Source organism: Rhizobium sp. TAL182 (assembly GCF_002117725.1).
In the GTDB taxonomy this organism is placed as follows: domain Bacteria; phylum Pseudomonadota; class Alphaproteobacteria; order Rhizobiales; family Rhizobiaceae; genus Rhizobium; species Rhizobium esperanzae.
In genome coordinates this window covers 374,349-389,723 of record NZ_CP021027.1, presented here as the reverse complement: position 1 = coordinate 389,723, position 15,375 = coordinate 374,349, and the positions used below count along the sequence as shown (strand labels likewise).

16 protein-coding genes and 1 pseudogene are annotated in these 15,375 nt (G+C 59.5%); 14 read left to right on the top strand and 3 right to left on the bottom strand.

Translation table 11 applies throughout. From position 1 onward, the window contains the following. Position 1 precedes the first annotated feature (1 nt). The 4 genes from Tal182_RS26400 (at position 2) to Tal182_RS26375 (ending at position 2,362) form a co-directional block, all read left to right on the top strand. A complete protein-coding gene (locus Tal182_RS26400; protein WP_085861394.1) occupies positions 2-490 on the top strand; it encodes a NifX-associated nitrogen fixation protein in 489 nt (162 codons plus the stop codon). A gap of 24 nt (positions 491-514) precedes the next feature. Continuing rightward, positions 515-718: a CCE_0567 family metalloprotein gene (locus Tal182_RS26395; RefSeq protein WP_009991124.1), complete on the top strand. Its 204-nt coding sequence runs from the start codon at positions 515-517 to the stop codon at positions 716-718. Continuing rightward, a complete protein-coding gene (fdxB, locus tag Tal182_RS26390; protein WP_004677870.1) occupies positions 715-1,032 on the top strand; it encodes a ferredoxin III, nif-specific in 318 nt (105 codons plus the stop codon). Before Tal182_RS26395 ends, fdxB begins: the two co-directional genes overlap by 4 nt. An 874-nt stretch (positions 1,033-1,906) precedes the next feature. Then, on the top strand, positions 1,907-2,362 hold the full coding sequence (locus Tal182_RS26375) for a phasin (protein WP_010024976.1): 456 nt from the start codon (positions 1,907-1,909) through the stop codon (positions 2,360-2,362). 13 nt (positions 2,363-2,375) lie between these two features. Here Tal182_RS26375 and Tal182_RS26370 read toward each other — a convergent pair whose 3' ends face one another. Next, a complete protein-coding gene (locus Tal182_RS26370) occupies positions 2,376-2,606 on the bottom strand; it encodes an NAD(P) transhydrogenase subunit alpha (protein ID WP_225880318.1) in 231 nt (76 codons plus the stop codon). A gap of 478 nt (positions 2,607-3,084) precedes the next feature. Here Tal182_RS26370 and hemN point away from each other — a divergent pair, with 478 nt between their 5' ends. Next, positions 3,085-4,437 carry an oxygen-independent coproporphyrinogen III oxidase gene (gene hemN / locus Tal182_RS26355; protein WP_064820035.1) on the top strand — a complete coding sequence of 451 codons (1,353 nt, stop codon included), beginning with the start codon at positions 3,085-3,087 and terminating at the stop codon, positions 4,435-4,437. Positions 4,438-5,402: 965 nt separating this feature from the next. Here the strand turns inward: hemN and Tal182_RS26340 are convergent. After that, positions 5,403-5,846, bottom strand: a complete 444-nt coding sequence (locus Tal182_RS26340; RefSeq protein ID WP_004674399.1) for a pseudoazurin — start codon at positions 5,844-5,846, stop codon at positions 5,403-5,405. A gap of 306 nt (positions 5,847-6,152) precedes the next feature. Then, positions 6,153-6,869: pseudogene (locus Tal182_RS32455) on the bottom strand (cyclic nucleotide-binding domain-containing protein); the annotation flags it as partial. A gap of 241 nt (positions 6,870-7,110) precedes the next feature. On the opposite strand from Tal182_RS32455, the gene ccoN reads away from it, so the two are divergent. The 9 genes from ccoN to ccoS all read left to right on the top strand — a co-directional run bounded on the left by ccoN (position 7,111) and on the right by ccoS (position 15,345). Next, a complete protein-coding gene (gene ccoN / locus Tal182_RS26330; protein WP_004674403.1) occupies positions 7,111-8,733 on the top strand; it encodes a cytochrome-c oxidase, cbb3-type subunit I in 1,623 nt (540 codons plus the stop codon). Between the two features lie 8 nt (positions 8,734-8,741). Next, positions 8,742-9,476, top strand: a complete 735-nt coding sequence (gene ccoO, locus Tal182_RS26325; protein ID WP_004674404.1) for a cytochrome-c oxidase, cbb3-type subunit II — start codon at positions 8,742-8,744, stop codon at positions 9,474-9,476. A gap of 8 nt (positions 9,477-9,484) precedes the next feature. Further along, positions 9,485-9,637 (top strand): cbb3-type cytochrome c oxidase subunit 3, encoded by a 153-nt coding sequence (locus Tal182_RS26320; protein ID WP_004674411.1) that lies wholly within the window; start codon positions 9,485-9,487, stop codon positions 9,635-9,637. A 1-nt stretch (position 9,638) separates the two neighbouring features. Then, positions 9,639-10,502 carry a cytochrome-c oxidase, cbb3-type subunit III gene (ccoP, locus tag Tal182_RS26315; RefSeq protein WP_004674413.1) on the top strand — a complete coding sequence of 288 codons (864 nt, stop codon included), beginning with the start codon at positions 9,639-9,641 and terminating at the stop codon, positions 10,500-10,502. An 11-nt stretch (positions 10,503-10,513) separates the two neighbouring features. Beyond that, complete coding sequence (locus Tal182_RS26310; protein WP_004674416.1) at positions 10,514-10,699, top strand: hypothetical protein; 186 nt, start codon at positions 10,514-10,516, stop codon at positions 10,697-10,699. Between the two features lie 167 nt (positions 10,700-10,866). Then, positions 10,867-12,441, top strand: a complete 1,575-nt coding sequence (gene ccoG, locus Tal182_RS26305) for a cytochrome c oxidase accessory protein CcoG (protein ID WP_011053473.1) — start codon at positions 10,867-10,869, stop codon at positions 12,439-12,441. Then, positions 12,438-12,923 carry a FixH family protein gene (locus Tal182_RS26300; protein WP_011053472.1) on the top strand — a complete coding sequence of 162 codons (486 nt, stop codon included), beginning with the start codon at positions 12,438-12,440 and terminating at the stop codon, positions 12,921-12,923. Before ccoG ends, Tal182_RS26300 begins: the two co-directional genes overlap by 4 nt. Next, complete coding sequence (locus tag Tal182_RS26295) at positions 12,920-15,190, top strand: cation-translocating P-type ATPase (protein ID WP_011053471.1); 2,271 nt, start codon at positions 12,920-12,922, stop codon at positions 15,188-15,190. The genes Tal182_RS26300 and Tal182_RS26295 overlap by 4 nt, the downstream gene beginning before the upstream one ends. After that, positions 15,187-15,345, top strand: coding sequence for a cbb3-type cytochrome oxidase assembly protein CcoS (ccoS, locus tag Tal182_RS26290; protein ID WP_011053470.1), 159 nt, complete (start codon positions 15,187-15,189; stop codon positions 15,343-15,345). The genes Tal182_RS26295 and ccoS overlap by 4 nt, the downstream gene beginning before the upstream one ends. Positions 15,346-15,375 lie beyond the last annotated feature (30 nt).

Below are 15,375 nucleotides of genomic sequence, written 5' to 3'. Positions count from 1 at the left end.
AATGGGTACATTGACAGGAAGTACGAATGGCCCTGCTGTCAACGAAGATGGGGATCTCGCCACCCCTTTTCTCAGATGCCTGATAAGGCTCATCCGCGCTCAGGATGCCCATGGGGCGTGGGAAGGCAAATCGGACGCTGACCTGCTGGCCGACTTCATCCTCACCAAGGAGCAGCGCCGTAAGATCCCGATCATAGGCGATCCGGATCCTGATGTGCTGTGGAGGCTACAGAACTTTTACAGTTGCGTGGGGCTTGTGATCGAAGAGTGCACAGGCCTGTTGGCATCGCCGATCATGACGATCGGCCATGAGGGCTTCGGCCGCTTGCTTTTGACGACTGGACGGTTGGTCGTTCTGTCGAAGACCCTGCGCGATGTCCACCGGTTCGGCTTTGAGACGCTAGGCAAGCTCGCCGAGACCGGCACGAAAATGGTCGATGACGCTATTGAAGTTATCGAAACCTATCCCGACGTGGCGCGGGCATCATGAAATCAATTTTCGAGGAAAGAGATCATGTCAGACATTGTGGAGCAGCTGAAGAAGGTCCGCAAGCTGCAGTCCCGCGCCGCCGCTGCGAAGATGGAGTTGCACGATCTTGCCGAGGACCTTCCGATTAATTGGGCTAGAATCAAGACCATTGCAGGAGAGACGTTCGACGCCTTCGCCGAGTTGAACGCTGCGAAGGAAGAGCTCGCTGCATTGGAGAATTCACGATGACTGGCCCTTTCGTCACGCGCGACGGCTCCAGCTGGGTGCCGGAGTACCTGACCTGCATCGATGCTACAACCTGCATCGGCTGTGGCCGATGCTTCAAAGCCTGCTCTCGCGAAGTCATGCACCTCTATGGCGTCGGTGAAGCGGGTGAAATCCTCGGCATCTGCGACGACGAGGAGGAAGACTTCGATGGCGAGCTCAATCGTATGATCATGGTTGTCGATGAGGCCGGCCGCTGCATTGGTTGCGGCGCCTGCGCGCGCGTCTGCCCGAAGAACTGTCAGACCCATGTCGCGGCAGACAAGGTTACTGCGTGATCTCGCGAACAAGTCAACGCTGTTACCTTCAGATCGTTTGTTGTCTCCTGCTGCTCGTCGTCTGCGCAAACGAACGAACGTAGTTACTTCGTGTGGCATTCCATCCACAAAGTTGGCGCTGCGATGGTGGCTAGTTCGTCGCTTCTTTCAATAGGACTTTTTTAAAAGCGCGAAGTGGCGATCGCTGTCTCGTCGCCCTCGGCGATGAACTTATCCGGTTGCCAAGGCAGATGCCCCGCGATTGGATCGCCACAGATCGTGCCGTTCGTGTCCCATGCCTGATCCGCGGATGCGGCGGTTCTAATCAATGGCGGCCGGTGCAAAGAAGGCACTGCAATTGCACGCAATGTCTCGCGCAAGCTGACCGTCAAGGTAAGCACCAGTGCGCAGCTGACGGAGGCACTTGCGGCGAGGACCGCAACGCCACTTTCCACCCCGCAGGCTCAATACGATCCGACACAGGACGATCCTGAGCGCGGTTGAATTACATGCTAATTCCCTTGTCCCCAGCGCAACCGTCGACATTTCTCGCAAATGTCGGGCATCCGCCACTTTTGTCAGGTTTGTCGTGATTGGAACGTTTTGTTCGCCGGTCTCTCCGTCAAATACACATCAACCTGCCCTCAACCCGCCCATTGATAAAAGAAAATCATCTTCTTGGCGCGTCGGAGCAGTTGGCATGGTGTTTGCTGATCCCTGGTTACAAGCGGCAGAAAGCAGTCTGCATGATGCCGGTTCATGAAACGAACGGAACGGAGGCCACCTGACCGTTCGTCATCGGATCCGCGTTCTACCAAGCGGCCATGCATCCGCCGGCGGAAGGGTCAATCCCGATGTCACAGCTTGCAACCAACTCAAAGAGAAGGAAAATGCAATGACCAAGATTTCCGAAAGATCCTTTGAAACGATCGAAAACCCGGGGTCATCGTCGCTCAAGGTGCCAGATCAGTTCGGCGCATCTGTTGAAAAGGGGAACAAGAAGGTGACAGAGGCTTTTTTGAAATTTGCGTCCGGCGCTGAAGCGACACAGAAAATGCTGCCTCCGATCCTCGAAACGACAAGTCTATTCGGCAACGAATTGTGGTGGAAGACGATCGCTGCACTGCAGGCCGACGCCGAGGCCAGCTTCTCACATTTGCAAGCTTTGCTGGGCGCGAATTCGCCGTCGCAGATCCTCGAACAGCAGTCGACCTTTTTCCGCAAGCGCGTTGAGACAAGTTTGCAGCACGCCAAGGAAGTCCGGGTGCTCTCAAGCAGGGCGGTGGAGGAAATCTCAAAGCCGGTCAAGGATGCTTTTGACAAGGTGCTGACGGACCTCAAGGCGACGTAAAACTGAGGAGACCCTAGAAATACCGCGCGGTGATCTGCCCGGTGAAGAAACACCTGAAGTTCGCACTCGCTTCGATGACCGCCCGGTAACCCCGATCTTTCCCATTCATCTTCTGTGCACGGCTGATGCGCGGGACCATGTCTATGGCGCTTATATTCGCGCCCGAATGCAGAGCCCGCTTGAGCAACTCATTGTTGGCTGCGGGATAGAAGAAAGCGATTAGCGTCTTTTCAGGCGACAGCAGGGCGACCTCATTGATCGAGGCGCACCTTGACGATCACGTCGGCGGCCGCGGCGAGGGCCTGTGGAATTGGAAAACGACCACGACTTCCGCGTTTCGGTAGGCTTCGCTCGAGATTCCCGCCGTTAGGCCGGCACCAGTTCCACTGGCGATCAACAAACTATCGCCGGGGGCCAGCGCATGGAGCGAGCCGAAACCGTGGGATGGCTCGACCGGCGACAGCACGCGGACACCAATTTGTTTCACCCGTTTTGCGTATCAGTCATTCTTGCTCATTTCCTTGTGGCACGTCTCTTCGAACAGCCGGGACCGCGGCTCGACCCATGTCAGAACGAGATGTTAGGCGGGTTCGAAAGTGCTGACTTTCACAGCGGACAAAGATCCGGCTGATTCTGGCCTGAGACGTCATCATTGATTTGGGACAAGGAAGCCGGCGCGGCCGGAGGTCATAAAGCATCCTGTTTTGAAAAGGGATGCGAAAATGTCTGATGATCTGATCGCCAAATACGGCGATGCGCGGGTTCCGCGTTATACGAGTTACCCGACGGCGGCGGCTTTTTCTGCAGCCGTGGGGCCGGATGAATATGCCGGCAATCTCGCCCATATCGCCGCGGCTGGCCCGGTTTCGGTTTATCTCCACGTCCCGTTCTGCCGTTCGATATGCTGGTACTGCGGCTGCCACACGACCATCACCCGGCAAGACGCTCCGGTCGCCGACTATCTCGACGTGATGAAGGAAGAGATCGAGCTCGTCTCTTTTGCGGCCGGAAACGACGTGCCCGTCAAGTACGTGCATTTCGGCGGCGGCACGCCGTCGGTCATGAAGCCGCAGGAATTTTCGGCTCTAATGGCAAAGCTCAGGAGTGCCTTCACGTTTGAAGCGAAAGCCGGCGTCGCAGTCGAGATCGACCCTCGCACATTGGTCGCCCCCATGATCGATGCGCTCGCCGAAAACGGCGTCGACCGCGCAAGCCTCGGCGTCCAGAGCTTCGATCCGATCGTGCAGGCCGGTATCAAGCGGCTGCAATCCTTTGAGCAGACGGAAAGGGCGGTCGCCGGGTTGCGCTCAGCAGGCGTCAGCAGCATCAACTTCGACCTAATTTATGGCCTTCCGAAACAGACTGTCCAATCTTGCATCGAGACGGTCCGGCTGGCTGCAGAACTGCGTCCCGAACGTTTCGCCGTTTTCGGTTACGCTCACATACCCGCTTTTAAGAAAAATCAGCGCCTGATCGACGAAGCATCGCTGCCGGACGCAAAACAGCGGAACGAGCAGGCGGAAGTGATCGCCGAGGAGCTCCAGAAGGCCGGATATCTGCGCATTGGGCTCGATCATTTTGCACTGCCGAACGATCAGTTGGCGCTCGCCGCGCGCAACAGAACGCTGAGGAGAAACTTCCAGGGCTATACCACGGATGATTGCGATAGCCTGATCGGCCTCGGCGCATCTGCGATCGGGCGGCTGCCGGCCGGCTATATGCAGAACCACGTGCCTCTCGGCCTCTATGCCGAGCGAATTGCCTTCGGGGTGCTGCCGACCGCCAAGGGATATCTTCTCAGCGAGGAGGACAAGCTTCGGGCGAGGGTCATCGAGAGGCTGATGTGCGATTTCGAAGCCGATCTCGGCCAGTTGAGCAGCGGATCGGGTTTCGACACCGGCTTCCTTGTCGAGCGCAACGACCGTCTCGGCGAGCTCATGGCCGACGGCGTCGTGACGATCAGCGGTGAGCGGATTGTCGTATGCGAGGAGGCGCGCTTCATGGTCCGTGCAGTCGCGGCGGCATTCGACGCCTATTTTAGCTCGCACGGGCACACGCACAGCAAGGCAGCCTAGTACTTGTCGCCGGAAGTGTGCATCGGTTCCGGCGACACGAAACGCATCAAAGGCCGCGCGAGAAGACATCGAGTTCCCGTTTCTCGATCGAGGACCCTGCAGTTATCTTCCCAGGAGTCCCGTCGACAACGGCACGTCGAGGAGGATCGACGTCGCAAGTTCGTGTGAAGCAGGGCGGGCGCACTCACAAATACGGTCATCGGGCCGCCCTGTCACAAGTAGATGGGCGCCCGTATCACCGCCTGGACGTCGAGGTCGTTATCGTCGAGCTTTTCGGCTCATTCAAATACAGCTCGATCTCGGCAGGCCCCGGCCCAGGGTATCGTTGGCGACTGACGTCGAACCTTTAAGGTGGCGTGGGCAAGCGCCGGTCCGCAGAGTTGTGCCCATCGCGATTATGGCGGCCGCGCAGGCGCCTGAAGGAGCCTTTTCGCGAGGTGAGCTACCGAGCGCCACATGATCGACGGCTCTCGCCCTCTCACGAACGCGGTTGTTCGAGCACGTCGAAGGACGAGGCAGGGGTCTCCTAGTTGTAGGACTTGCCTGCCGCGGGGATTTCGATCAAACGTTCGACGGCGCCTTCCGTGCAATTCTTGGGTAACCAGAACGAGACCCCGGGTTTTGGCTGGCATCTCCTTCGCAACTGCCGCGCAAAAAAACGACCTCGTTATATTCGTCGTCAGCGAGATTGCCGCCGGGCTAGTGATCTTGCCCACGCGTTCCTTCACAGGTCTGCCGTGCAGATCATAGCTCTTTTCACAGGCCACATTCACTTTCTCGACGGTCCCACCAGGTTTCGGCATCGGCTTTGCCGACAACCGTGTCCGACCACTGCCTTGGACGTCTTGCCTGACAGCGCCTGGCTCTGCTCGATGCTCACTGAGCATCAGCTGCTCCTGGCGAGGCAAACAGCTGCCACGAAAGCCATCGTCATGGGCTGCGCGGTCATCCGCACCTGCTGTGTCTCACTGGGTGATGTTTGTGAGGTCGGCATCGAGCCGCTTGCGCACCATGTTCGGCACCTTTGCAGTCTTGATCGCTTCGAGATTGGGCGGACTGTCACCCACCTGGATCAGGGCAACCATGCCCATGCCGGAATGTGGGGTGCATTTCAGGACATAGACGCCTGGAACATCGAATTTCGCGCGATATAGCTCATTCGGCTTTGACTTGAAGTCGGCAACGCCATCCGGAATGAGGCCTTTGAAGGTTTCGACGTTGTGGCCCTTGTCGGTGGGGATGAAGGTGACGGTGTCGCCGGGGGCGATCTTCAGGAAGCCAGGCTCGAACACCATCGCGCCTTCCGTGCCTTTGTTGAGCATCCGAACCTGGTGGTCGGCCGCCATCAACGGCGCTGCCGAAACAATCAAGGCTGCCGCTGCAGCGATCAGACCGAATTTTAACCGCATTTGCAAGCTCCTTTTCTGCGAGACCCAATCAGCCTCATGAATGTGTCTTAGCAGATGCCGGAATTGGGCTCTTTGACGCCCGTCAAATTCGGGGAAAAAAGGCAGAAGGTCCCAATTTTTGCCTGCTTGCCCAGCGCCCTTGCGAGGGACATGGCAGCCTGCAAGCGATGTAGGAATCACCGAAGGACAAGCACGCTCGGCGAACGTCGGCGCTGCTGAACAGCTTAGGATTGCCGTGACTGAGCTCATATCGCGTCGAGAAGTTCGCGGAGGGCATGAATGTCGATCCCGCGGCTTGTCGCGTGTGTTGAGGTTTACCCTCTGACAGAAATCCTCGGAAAAATCATCAGTGTCGCCCGATAACCGTACCAGCGGGCAAGATTGACGTTCCGCAGGTCGTGCCTGCCCTCGGGAATAACGATGTTGCGCGACGCAAGTTTCGTAACGGTGTGGGCCAGGGTCTCGCTGGTCAGGCCGAGATGATCCGCAATGTCTTGACGATTCATGGAAACGCGCAACGGACCTTGGCGGACGCGGGTTGCGCCGGAATGCAAGCTTCACGATGAAGCTGCAGGGGCGCTCCTCGGCGTTCTTCTTCGGCAACAGCACCATCTGTTCATGCGAAGCGGCCGCCTCCTGCCAGAGCAACGAGAGCTAGGTCGAGCGAGCGCATTAGACCGAGCGACTTCCCCGTGGAAACTCATGTGCGATATCCGGCGGATCTTGCATTTCGTGACGGCCTCAGCCGTAAATAGGAAATCGTTTTGCAGCGACGCGCCGTTGAGATCGCCGGCGAATTGAAGAGCGATTATCACCCGACGATCTTTCGCCGATGATACGAAGCAGGCGCACGACACCTTCTTCCACCTGGACAAGATGGTTGCTTATCACCCTCCCACCAAATCGCCTTACCGGCTGCTACGGCCTGGCCGCCGAGCCTACGAACAGCGAAGAGAGGGATTGGCCGGCATGTATGGCTTCGCGCCCCTTCGCGCCATTGTCGAACGCGTGGTTGTTCTGCACAGCATCTTCATCGCCCCTTGTGGCAGTGGGTGCGGTAGAAAGCAGCTGCGTCACACGGGAGTAAGCGGGCGGTGCCAAAGGGGGAAGTTTGCAACAGAGTGTAACAACGTCGGTTCGTCCACCGCTTCCAGTCCGCTTGTTGATGTAGATCAAGGAGCCGTTCCCGTCTTCGTGACAGTCCTGCCTCGAAATCCGAGAAAGCCGGCCGCGAGGCGGTCGTCTGCGCACTGGAGACGACATCATGAATTACACGACAGAAACGATGGTGATCGCGGTCGCAGCGTTTCTGGCGCTGCTCGCGGCCGCATTCGCGCACGATCATCTGTTTGCAGTCCATATGGGTATACTTTGCCTCTGCCTGGTTGCGGGAACGCTGCTGCTTGTCAGAAACGCAGAGTTTTCGCCGACGGGCCAACAGCGCAAAACAGAGCTTACGGGCTATTGCGACGAGGTAATCCGCTACGGCCTGATCGCTACGGTGTTCTGGGGCGTCGTCGGCTTCCTCGTCGGCGTGATCATCGCGCTGCAGCTCGCCTTTCCCGACCTCAACATCGCGCCCTATTGGAATTTCGGAAGATTGCGGCCGGTTCACACATCGGCGGTGATCTTCGCCTTCGGCGGCAACGCGCTGATCATGACATCCTTCTATGTGGTGCAACGCACCTGTCGCGCGCGTCTCTTCGGAGGAACACTCGCCTGGTTCGTCTTCTGGGGCTACCAGCTGTTCATCGTGATGGCTGCGACCGGCTACGTGATCGGCATCAATCAGTCGCGCGAATATGCCGAGCCCGAATGGTACGTCGACCTGTGGCTTACCATCGTCTGGGTCGCCTATCTGGCCGTCTATCTCGGAACGATCCTGAAGCGCAAAGAGCCGCATATCTACGTGGCAAACTGGTTCTATCTCAGCTTCATAGTCACCATTGCGATGCTGCATGTGGTCAACAACCTCGCTGTTCCGGCGTCGTTCCTCGGCTCCAAGAGCTATTCTCTCTTCTCCGGCGTCCAGGATGCACTCACCCAATGGTGGTACGGCCACAACGCCGTCGGCTTCTTCCTCACCGCCGGCTTCCTGGGGATGATGTACTATTTTGTGCCGAAGCAAGCCAACCGGCCGGTTTATTCCTACCGGCTGTCGATCATCCACTTCTGGGCCCTGATCTTCATGTATATCTGGGCCGGCCCGCATCATCTGCATTACACGGCGCTGCCTGACTGGGCGCAGACGCTCGGAATGGTCTTCTCCGTCATGCTCTGGATGCCCTCCTGGGGCGGCATGATCAACGGTTTGATGACCCTTTCGGGCGCCTGGGACAAAATTCGCACCGACCCGATCATCCGGATGATGATCGTCGCCATCGCATTTTATGGGATGTCGACCTTCGAAGGCCCGATGATGTCGATAAAGGCGGTCAATTCGCTCAGCCACTATACCGAATGGACGATCGGTCACGTGCATTCCGGAGCACTTGGCTGGGTGGGTATGATCACCTTCGGGGCGATATACTACCTGACGCCGAAACTGTGGGGGCGCGAGCGCCTCTACAGCCTGCGGATGGTCAACTGGCACTTCTGGCTCGCGACGCTCGGGATCGTGATCTACGCCGCGGTGCTCTGGGTCGCGGGCATCCAGCAGGGGCTGATGTGGCGAGAATACAATTCCCAGGGCTTCCTCGTCTATTCCTTCGCTGAAACGGTCGCGGCGATGATCCCCTATTACGTGCTGCGTGCCGTCGGCGGAGCACTCTACCTAGCGGGTGGCCTCGTCATGGCCTGGAACGTGTTCATGACGATCCGCGGCCACCTGCGCGACGAAGCGCCAATCCCGACCAGTTTGGTGCCCCAGGCACAGCCTGCCGAGTGAGGTGAGACATGGCATCGTTACTTGATAAACATAAGACCCTCGAGAAGAACGCGACGCTTCTTCTGGTCGGCTCGCTGCTGGTCGTCAGCATTGGCGGCATCGTTGAAATCGCACCGCTGTTCTACCTGCAGAACACGATCGAAAAAGTGGAAGGCATGCGGCCCTACACGCCGCTAGAGCTCGCCGGACGGAACATCTACATCCGTGAAGGCTGCTATCTCTGCCACAGCCAGATGATCCGGCCGTTCCGTGATGAGGTCGAACGTTACGGCCATTATTCGCTCGCCGCGGAATCGATGTACGACCACCCGTTCCAATGGGGATCCAAGCGGACAGGGCCCGATCTGGCCCGCGTCGGGGGGCGTTACTCGAACGAATGGCACGTCCAGCATCTCGCAAATCCGCGGGCCGTGGTGCCGGAATCAATCATGCCGAGCTACGCCTTCCTCGAAGAGAAGGAGGTGACGGTCAGGAGTATCGGAGAGGACCTCAAGGCCAATGAGGACGTGGGCGTGCCTTACAGCGACGACATGCTGGCGAATGCCGAGGCCGACATGAGAGCCCAGGCCGATCCGAACGCGGACACGGCGGCTCTACTCAAGCGCTACCCAAATGCGAATGTCGGCGATCTCGACGGCGATCCAACCCGGCTGACCGAGATGGACGCGCTGGTGTCCTACCTGCAGATGCTCGGAACGCTGGTTAATTTCTCGACCTATGACGACGCGACCGGCTACCGGTGAGGTGATCCATGGAAACTTACACTGCAATGAGACACTTCTCCGACAGCTGGGGCCTCCTGGCAATGGCCGCATTCTTCGTCGGCGCGGTCATGCTCACCCTTCGCCCAGGTAGCAAGCAGACGGCCAAAGATGCCGCCGATATTCCCTTGAAGGACGATTGAGATGTCGCAAAAGCATATCGATGAACTGAGCGGCGTCGAAACGACGGGTCATGAATGGGACGGCATCCAAGAGCTCAACAATCCCATGCCGCGCTGGTGGATCTGGACCTTCTACGTGACGATCCTCTGGGCGATCGGCTACGCCATCGCTTACCCGGCCATCCCGATGATCACTTCCGCCACTAACGGCTATCTCGGTTATTCAACGCGCGCCGAGCTGCAGCAGGACCTCAATCTCGCTAAGTCATCGCAGACGGAGTTCCATGACCTGATCGCTGCCAAGACAGTGGAGGAGATCGACGCGGATCCTGCTCTTCGTAAATTCGCGATCGCTGGCGGCGCATCCGCTTTCAAGGTGAACTGCGCGCCCTGCCATGGATCGGGAGCGAGCGGCGGTCCGGGGTTTCCGAATCTCAACGACGACGACTGGCTGTGGGGCGGGGATCTGAATGCCATCCAGGCCACGATCTCTCATGGCATCCGCTTCGACGGCGATACGGATAGCCATTCCTCCGAAATGCCGCCCTTTGCCGGTGTTCTGGAGCCCATCCAGATGAAGCAGGTCGCCGCCTTTGTCTGGGGGCTGACCAATACGCCCTCGGATGTCGGTCTGGCGGCGGCCGGAAAACAGGTTTTCTTCGACAATTGCGCCCCATGTCACGGCGAGGACGCCAAAGGAAAGGTGGAAATGGGTGCGCCGGATCTCGCCGACGCAATCTGGCTGAAGTCGCGGGGTGAAGACGCCATCCTTCGTCAGGTTGCCTCTCCCAAACATGGCGTAATGCCTGCCTGGGCAGCGCGCCTGGGGGACACAACGGTAAACGAGCTTACTATTTTCGTTCATGCGCTCGGCGGCGGCACGTAAGGAGAAGAGACATGACAGCCCACGACCGCAATCCGATCCTCCCTCTCTACGGCGCGCCGCGTGCTGTTATCCGATCGCGTGTCTCAGCCCGCGCCCAACAGATGCCTGCGTCTTCGGAGCAGGACGACCCTGCAAAAATCGGCAATTCGATGGTGAGTTTGATCTGCCTCAAAGACCACAAGCAGACGAGCCGATAGTTTCAGCTCCTGTGGAGGACGTCCCAGCGGTTTCTCCGCCGCTGTCCTCCGGCCACGCCCTTACTCTGGGGCGTGGCCTTTTCGCTTCTGCACGGTCGTTCTTGATCTGCATCAAGGAACGGATCCGCCACGGCTGGGAAAAGAGTGGTGAAAATCGGACAGGTCCTATGAATCTCTATACCCGCCCTAATCTAAATGACATTGACCACGTTCGCGTCGAACCCGTCAACGCCCGGCGCAACCGCCAGCCTCTCTATGCGCCGCGCAAGAAGATCTTTCCGAAACGAGCCGAAGGGCCCTTTCGCCGGTTCAAATGGGTCTTGATGCTGCTCACGCTTGGCACCTATTACCTCGCGCCGTGGATTCGCTGGGACCGCGGTCCCTATGCGCCCAATCAGGCAATCCTCGTCGACCTCGCCTCGCGGCGCTTCTTCTTTTTCTTCATCGAGATCTGGCCGCAGGAATTCTACTATGTGGCGGGCCTGCTCGTCATGGCGGGCTTCGGCCTCTTTCTCCTCACCGCCGCTGTCGGCCGCGCCTGGTGTGGCTATGCCTGTCCGCAGACCGTCTGGGTCGATCTCTTTCTCGTCGTCGAACGCGCTGTCGAAGGCGACCGAAACGCTCGGATGAAGCTCGATGCCGACCCCTTCACTTTCGACAAGCTCAGGAAGCGGGTGATCAAGCACGCGATCTGGCTGCTGATCGCCATCGCCACGGGCGGAGCATGGATCTTCTATTTTGCCGACGCGCCGAGCCTGGCGGCTTCACTGTTTGACGGCAGCGCTCCTGCCGCTGCGTATGCCACGATCGCCACCCTGACCGCGACGACCTATGTGCTTGGCGGCCTCATGCGCGAACAGACATGCACCTATATGTGTCCGTGGCCGCGCATTCAGGGCGCGATGCTGGATGAGAATTCGCTTGTTGTCACCTACAACGACTGGCGGGGCGAGCAGCGGTCGCGCCATGGCAAGAAGGCTCAGGGTCTGCCGGTGGGCGATTGCGTGGACTGCAATGCCTGCGTCGCCGTCTGCCCGATGGGGATCGACATCCGCGACGGCCAGCAGATGGAATGCATCACATGCGCCCTCTGCATCGACGCCTGTGGCGGCGTCATGGACAAGCTCGGGAAGCCACACGGCCTGATCGCCTATGCGACGCTCAAGGAATATTCGAGCAACATGTCGCTTGCTACTGACGGAGGACGGACAGCCATCCAGCCCTCCAATGTCCGAAACGACGACGGAAGCTTCATGCCAGCTGTCCGGAATTTCGACTGGCGCATCATCTTCCGCCGAAGAATTGTCTTCTACGGTGTCGTCTGGGCATCGATCGGCGTCGCCATGGTCGTCCATCTCGCCTTACGCGATCGGCTCAGGCTCAACGTTATCCACGACCGGAACCCTCAATATGTTCTGGAAAGCGACGGCTCCATCCGAAACGGCTACACGCTGCATGTCCTCAACATGGTGCCGAAGCCGCGGGACGTGACCATCACCCTCGTCGGGCTGGAGGGGGGCACAATGCGCATTCCCGAGTTCGGCGGGCAGGATGCCCGCAGCTTCACCGCTCACGTCGAACCCGACGCGGCCACGACGCTCAAGGTCTTCGTCACGCGCGCCCCAGACGGGGCAGAGATCAACGAATTCCTCTTCGTCATCGAAGATATAGGTCAAGACGCAGGTCAAGCCGACCGGGCGAGCTATCGCGCGGCGTTCAACGCGCCGGGAGACGTGAAATGAAGACTTCTACTCAGGGCTTTACCGGCTTGCACGTGCTGCTTGCCACCTCGGCATTCTTCGCCGTAGTGATCGCCGTAAACGCCACCATGGCCTTCTATGCTGCGTCCAGCTGGAGTGGCATCGTCGTGGAAAACACCTATGTGGCCAGCCAGGAATTCAACACCAGGGCGGCAGCGATGAAGGCAATGGCCGCCTCCGGCGTCGAGGGCGCGCTCGTCGTTAAGGGCAGCCAAATCCGTTACGACATCCACGACCAGGCCGGCACGCCTGCGATCATCGATGATGTCACGCTGAACTTCAAACGGCCCGTCGGCGATCATGAGGATTTCCGCGTGACGCTCCGGAAGACGGGCGAAGGGCGGTTCGAAGCCGATCACCAGGTTGTCGCCGGCGACTGGATCGTCGAGGCCATATCGAGAATGAACGGGGCGGTCGTCATGCATGAGGCCAAACGCTTCGACACCGCGGAGTTCCGCCAATGACCTGCTGCTCGATGGATGCGGAAAGCGTTCTCGGCCTCAGCGCGACATCCGCCAGCGCCGAGGAGGTATGCCTTGCAAGCCACCCGCTCGGGGCTGGGTTACGCCAGGTCGACCTCAGCGTGCCCGACGTCCACTGTGGCGACTGCATATTGACCCTCGAAAAAGCGCTGTCGGCGCTTGCGTTCGTCAGGAAAGCCCGGGTCAATCTCACCGCCAGGCGTGTCACCTGCGTCTATCAGGAAGAGATCGAGGCGAAGGCGACCGATCCCTCCGAAATCCTCGCCGCGATCACCTTGGCCGGATACCGCGCCCATCTCATCACGTCGACAGCACCCGAAACCGACAGGATCCGGAACCAGCTACTGCTGGCGATTGGAGTTTCCGGCTTTGCGGCCGCCAACATCATGATGCTCTCGGTGTCGGTATGGTCGGGCGCCGATGCGGCCACGCGCGACATGTTTCACTGGATCTCGGCGATGATCGCGGCGCCGGCGCTGGTTTATGGTGGACGCTTCTTCTTCAAATCGGCCTGGAGCGGGCTCAAGCGTAGGCGCACCAACATGGATGTTCCGATCTCGCTTGCAGTGACGCTGTCCTATGCGGTCTCCCTATGGGAAACCATGCACCATGGCGAACATGCCTGGTTCGACGCGTCGGTGTCTCTGCTGTTCTTCCTGCTGATCGGCAGAACCCTCGATCATGTGATGCGGGAAAAAGCCCGCGCCGCGATCAACGGGCTTGCCAGACTGGCGCCGCGCGGGGCGCAGCTGATGATGCCGGACGGGTCGCGGCACTACATCCCGGTCGAAGAGATCGCCGTCGGGGATAACATCGCGATTGCCGCCGGCCAACGCATTCCCGTCGATGGCATGATCGTCAGCGGCGAGAGCGATGTTGACCTCTCCATCGTCACCGGTGAAAGCAGCACGGTCGCCGTCGCCGCAGGCAGCGCGCTGAATTCGGGTGCGATGAACCTGACCGGTTCGCTCGTCCTGCGGGCGACCAAAGTGGCAAGGGATTCGCTTCTTTCCGAGATCATCGGCCTGATGGAAGCGGCCGAGGGCGGCAGGGCTCGTTATCGCCGGGTCGCCGATCGCGCCGCAGCACTTTATTCTCCCGCCGTGCACCTGTTGGCGCTGGCCTCCTTTCTCGCCTGGGGCTTGCTTGGGGGCGATTGGAAACAGGCCATGCTGGTCGCGGTCGCGGTGCTGATCATCACATGCCCCTGCGCATTGGGCCTTGCTGTACCGGTGGTCCAGGTGGTCGCCGCCGGCGAACTTTTCCGCAGGGGCATCGTGGTGAAGGACGGTTCGGCGCTCGAAAGACTGGCCGACGCGGACATCGTGGCCTTCGACAAGACCGGCACCCTGACGATGGGCCGGCCCCGCCTCGTCCGAATCGACTCGATCGCGGGCAATAGAGCCATCGTTTGCGCAATGGCGGCGCATTCACGGCATCCGCTTTCCCAGGGTCTGGTGCGGGACATAGACATCTCTTACCCCTTCGCCTTCGACAGGGTCACGGAAATCGCCGGCGGGGGGCTGGAAGCCTGGCAAGGAGCGGACTTCTATCGGCTCGGCAACCGGGCCTTTGCCTGCGGAACCGGGCTCACGCCCGCGGGCGATACTCCGTTTTCGGAGGTGGTCCTGTCGAAAAACGGCGTCGATCTCGCCCGTTTCCTGTTTGACGACACGCTTCGTCCGGGCGCCGCGGAGACTTTCCGCCAGCTCGCTGCAGCCGGTATCGAAACGTTGATAGTATCCGGCGACAGGCAGGCCGTCGTCGACAACACAGCGCGGGCTCTCGGTATCGGCAAAGCTCTGGGCGACCTGGGGCCGAAACAGAAGGTCGAGGAACTCCAGAGGCTGGGCGCCGAGGGCTATCGCGTGCTCATGGTCGGCGACGGGATCAACGACGCACCGGCGCTGGCCGCCGCGCAGGTCTCGATGGCGCCTGCAACCGCATCCGACGTCGGCAGGCAAGCCGCCGACCTTATCTTCTTCAACGATCGTCTCGATGCCGTTCCTGAGGCAATCGCCGTTGCACGAAGATCCGCCAGCCTCATTCGCCAGAACTTTGCTCTCGCCATCGGTTACAACGTGCTTGCGGTACCGATCGCAATCGCCGGCCTGGCAACGCCGCTGATAGCGGCGGTGGCCATGTCGACTTCGTCGATCATCGTCGTGACGAATGCGCTGCGATTAAATGCCTTCGGCCTACGGAGCGAGCCGCTTGCCGGCGGACGTGCGGAAGTTGAAACCGCATGAACATGCTGATCTATCTGATGCCGATCGCACTGCTGATGGGGGGAATGGGTCTCCTGGCGTTCCTCTGGTCGCTGACGAGCCGCCAGTACGAGGACCTTGAAGGAGCAGCTTGGCGAATCCTCGTCGAGGACGAAACCGATTGCAAAAGACCTTGAACCGCTCACGGCCGAAACGAAAGGAAGATC

Bases quoted from the DNA above. Each gene is read 5' to 3' on its own strand.
- ccoG (WP_011053473.1), top strand. From the start codon at position 10,867: ATGAATCTCTATACCCGCCCTAATCTAAATGACATTGACCACGTTCGC.
- ccoN (WP_004674403.1), top strand. From the start codon at position 7,111: ATGAATTACACGACAGAAACGATGGTGATCGCGGTCGCAGCGTTTCTG.
- Tal182_RS26395 (WP_009991124.1), top strand. From the start codon at position 515: ATGTCAGACATTGTGGAGCAGCTGAAGAAGGTCCGCAAGCTGCAGTCC.
- Tal182_RS26340 (WP_004674399.1), bottom strand. From the start codon at position 5,846: ATGCGGTTAAAATTCGGTCTGATCGCTGCAGCGGCAGCCTTGATTGTT.
- Tal182_RS26310 (WP_004674416.1), top strand. From the start codon at position 10,514: ATGACAGCCCACGACCGCAATCCGATCCTCCCTCTCTACGGCGCGCCG.
- fdxB (WP_004677870.1), top strand. From the start codon at position 715: ATGACTGGCCCTTTCGTCACGCGCGACGGCTCCAGCTGGGTGCCGGAG.
- Tal182_RS26300 (WP_011053472.1), top strand. From the start codon at position 12,438: ATGAAGACTTCTACTCAGGGCTTTACCGGCTTGCACGTGCTGCTTGCC.
- Tal182_RS26320 (WP_004674411.1), top strand. From the start codon at position 9,485: ATGGAAACTTACACTGCAATGAGACACTTCTCCGACAGCTGGGGCCTC.
- ccoP (WP_004674413.1), top strand. From the start codon at position 9,639: ATGTCGCAAAAGCATATCGATGAACTGAGCGGCGTCGAAACGACGGGT.
- Tal182_RS26375 (WP_010024976.1), top strand. From the start codon at position 1,907: ATGACCAAGATTTCCGAAAGATCCTTTGAAACGATCGAAAACCCGGGG.
- Tal182_RS26400 (WP_085861394.1), top strand. From the start codon at position 2: ATGGGTACATTGACAGGAAGTACGAATGGCCCTGCTGTCAACGAAGAT.
- ccoO (WP_004674404.1), top strand. From the start codon at position 8,742: ATGGCATCGTTACTTGATAAACATAAGACCCTCGAGAAGAACGCGACG.
- Tal182_RS26295 (WP_011053471.1), top strand. From the start codon at position 12,920: ATGACCTGCTGCTCGATGGATGCGGAAAGCGTTCTCGGCCTCAGCGCG.
- ccoS (WP_011053470.1), top strand. From the start codon at position 15,187: ATGAACATGCTGATCTATCTGATGCCGATCGCACTGCTGATGGGGGGA.
- hemN (WP_064820035.1), top strand. From the start codon at position 3,085: ATGTCTGATGATCTGATCGCCAAATACGGCGATGCGCGGGTTCCGCGT.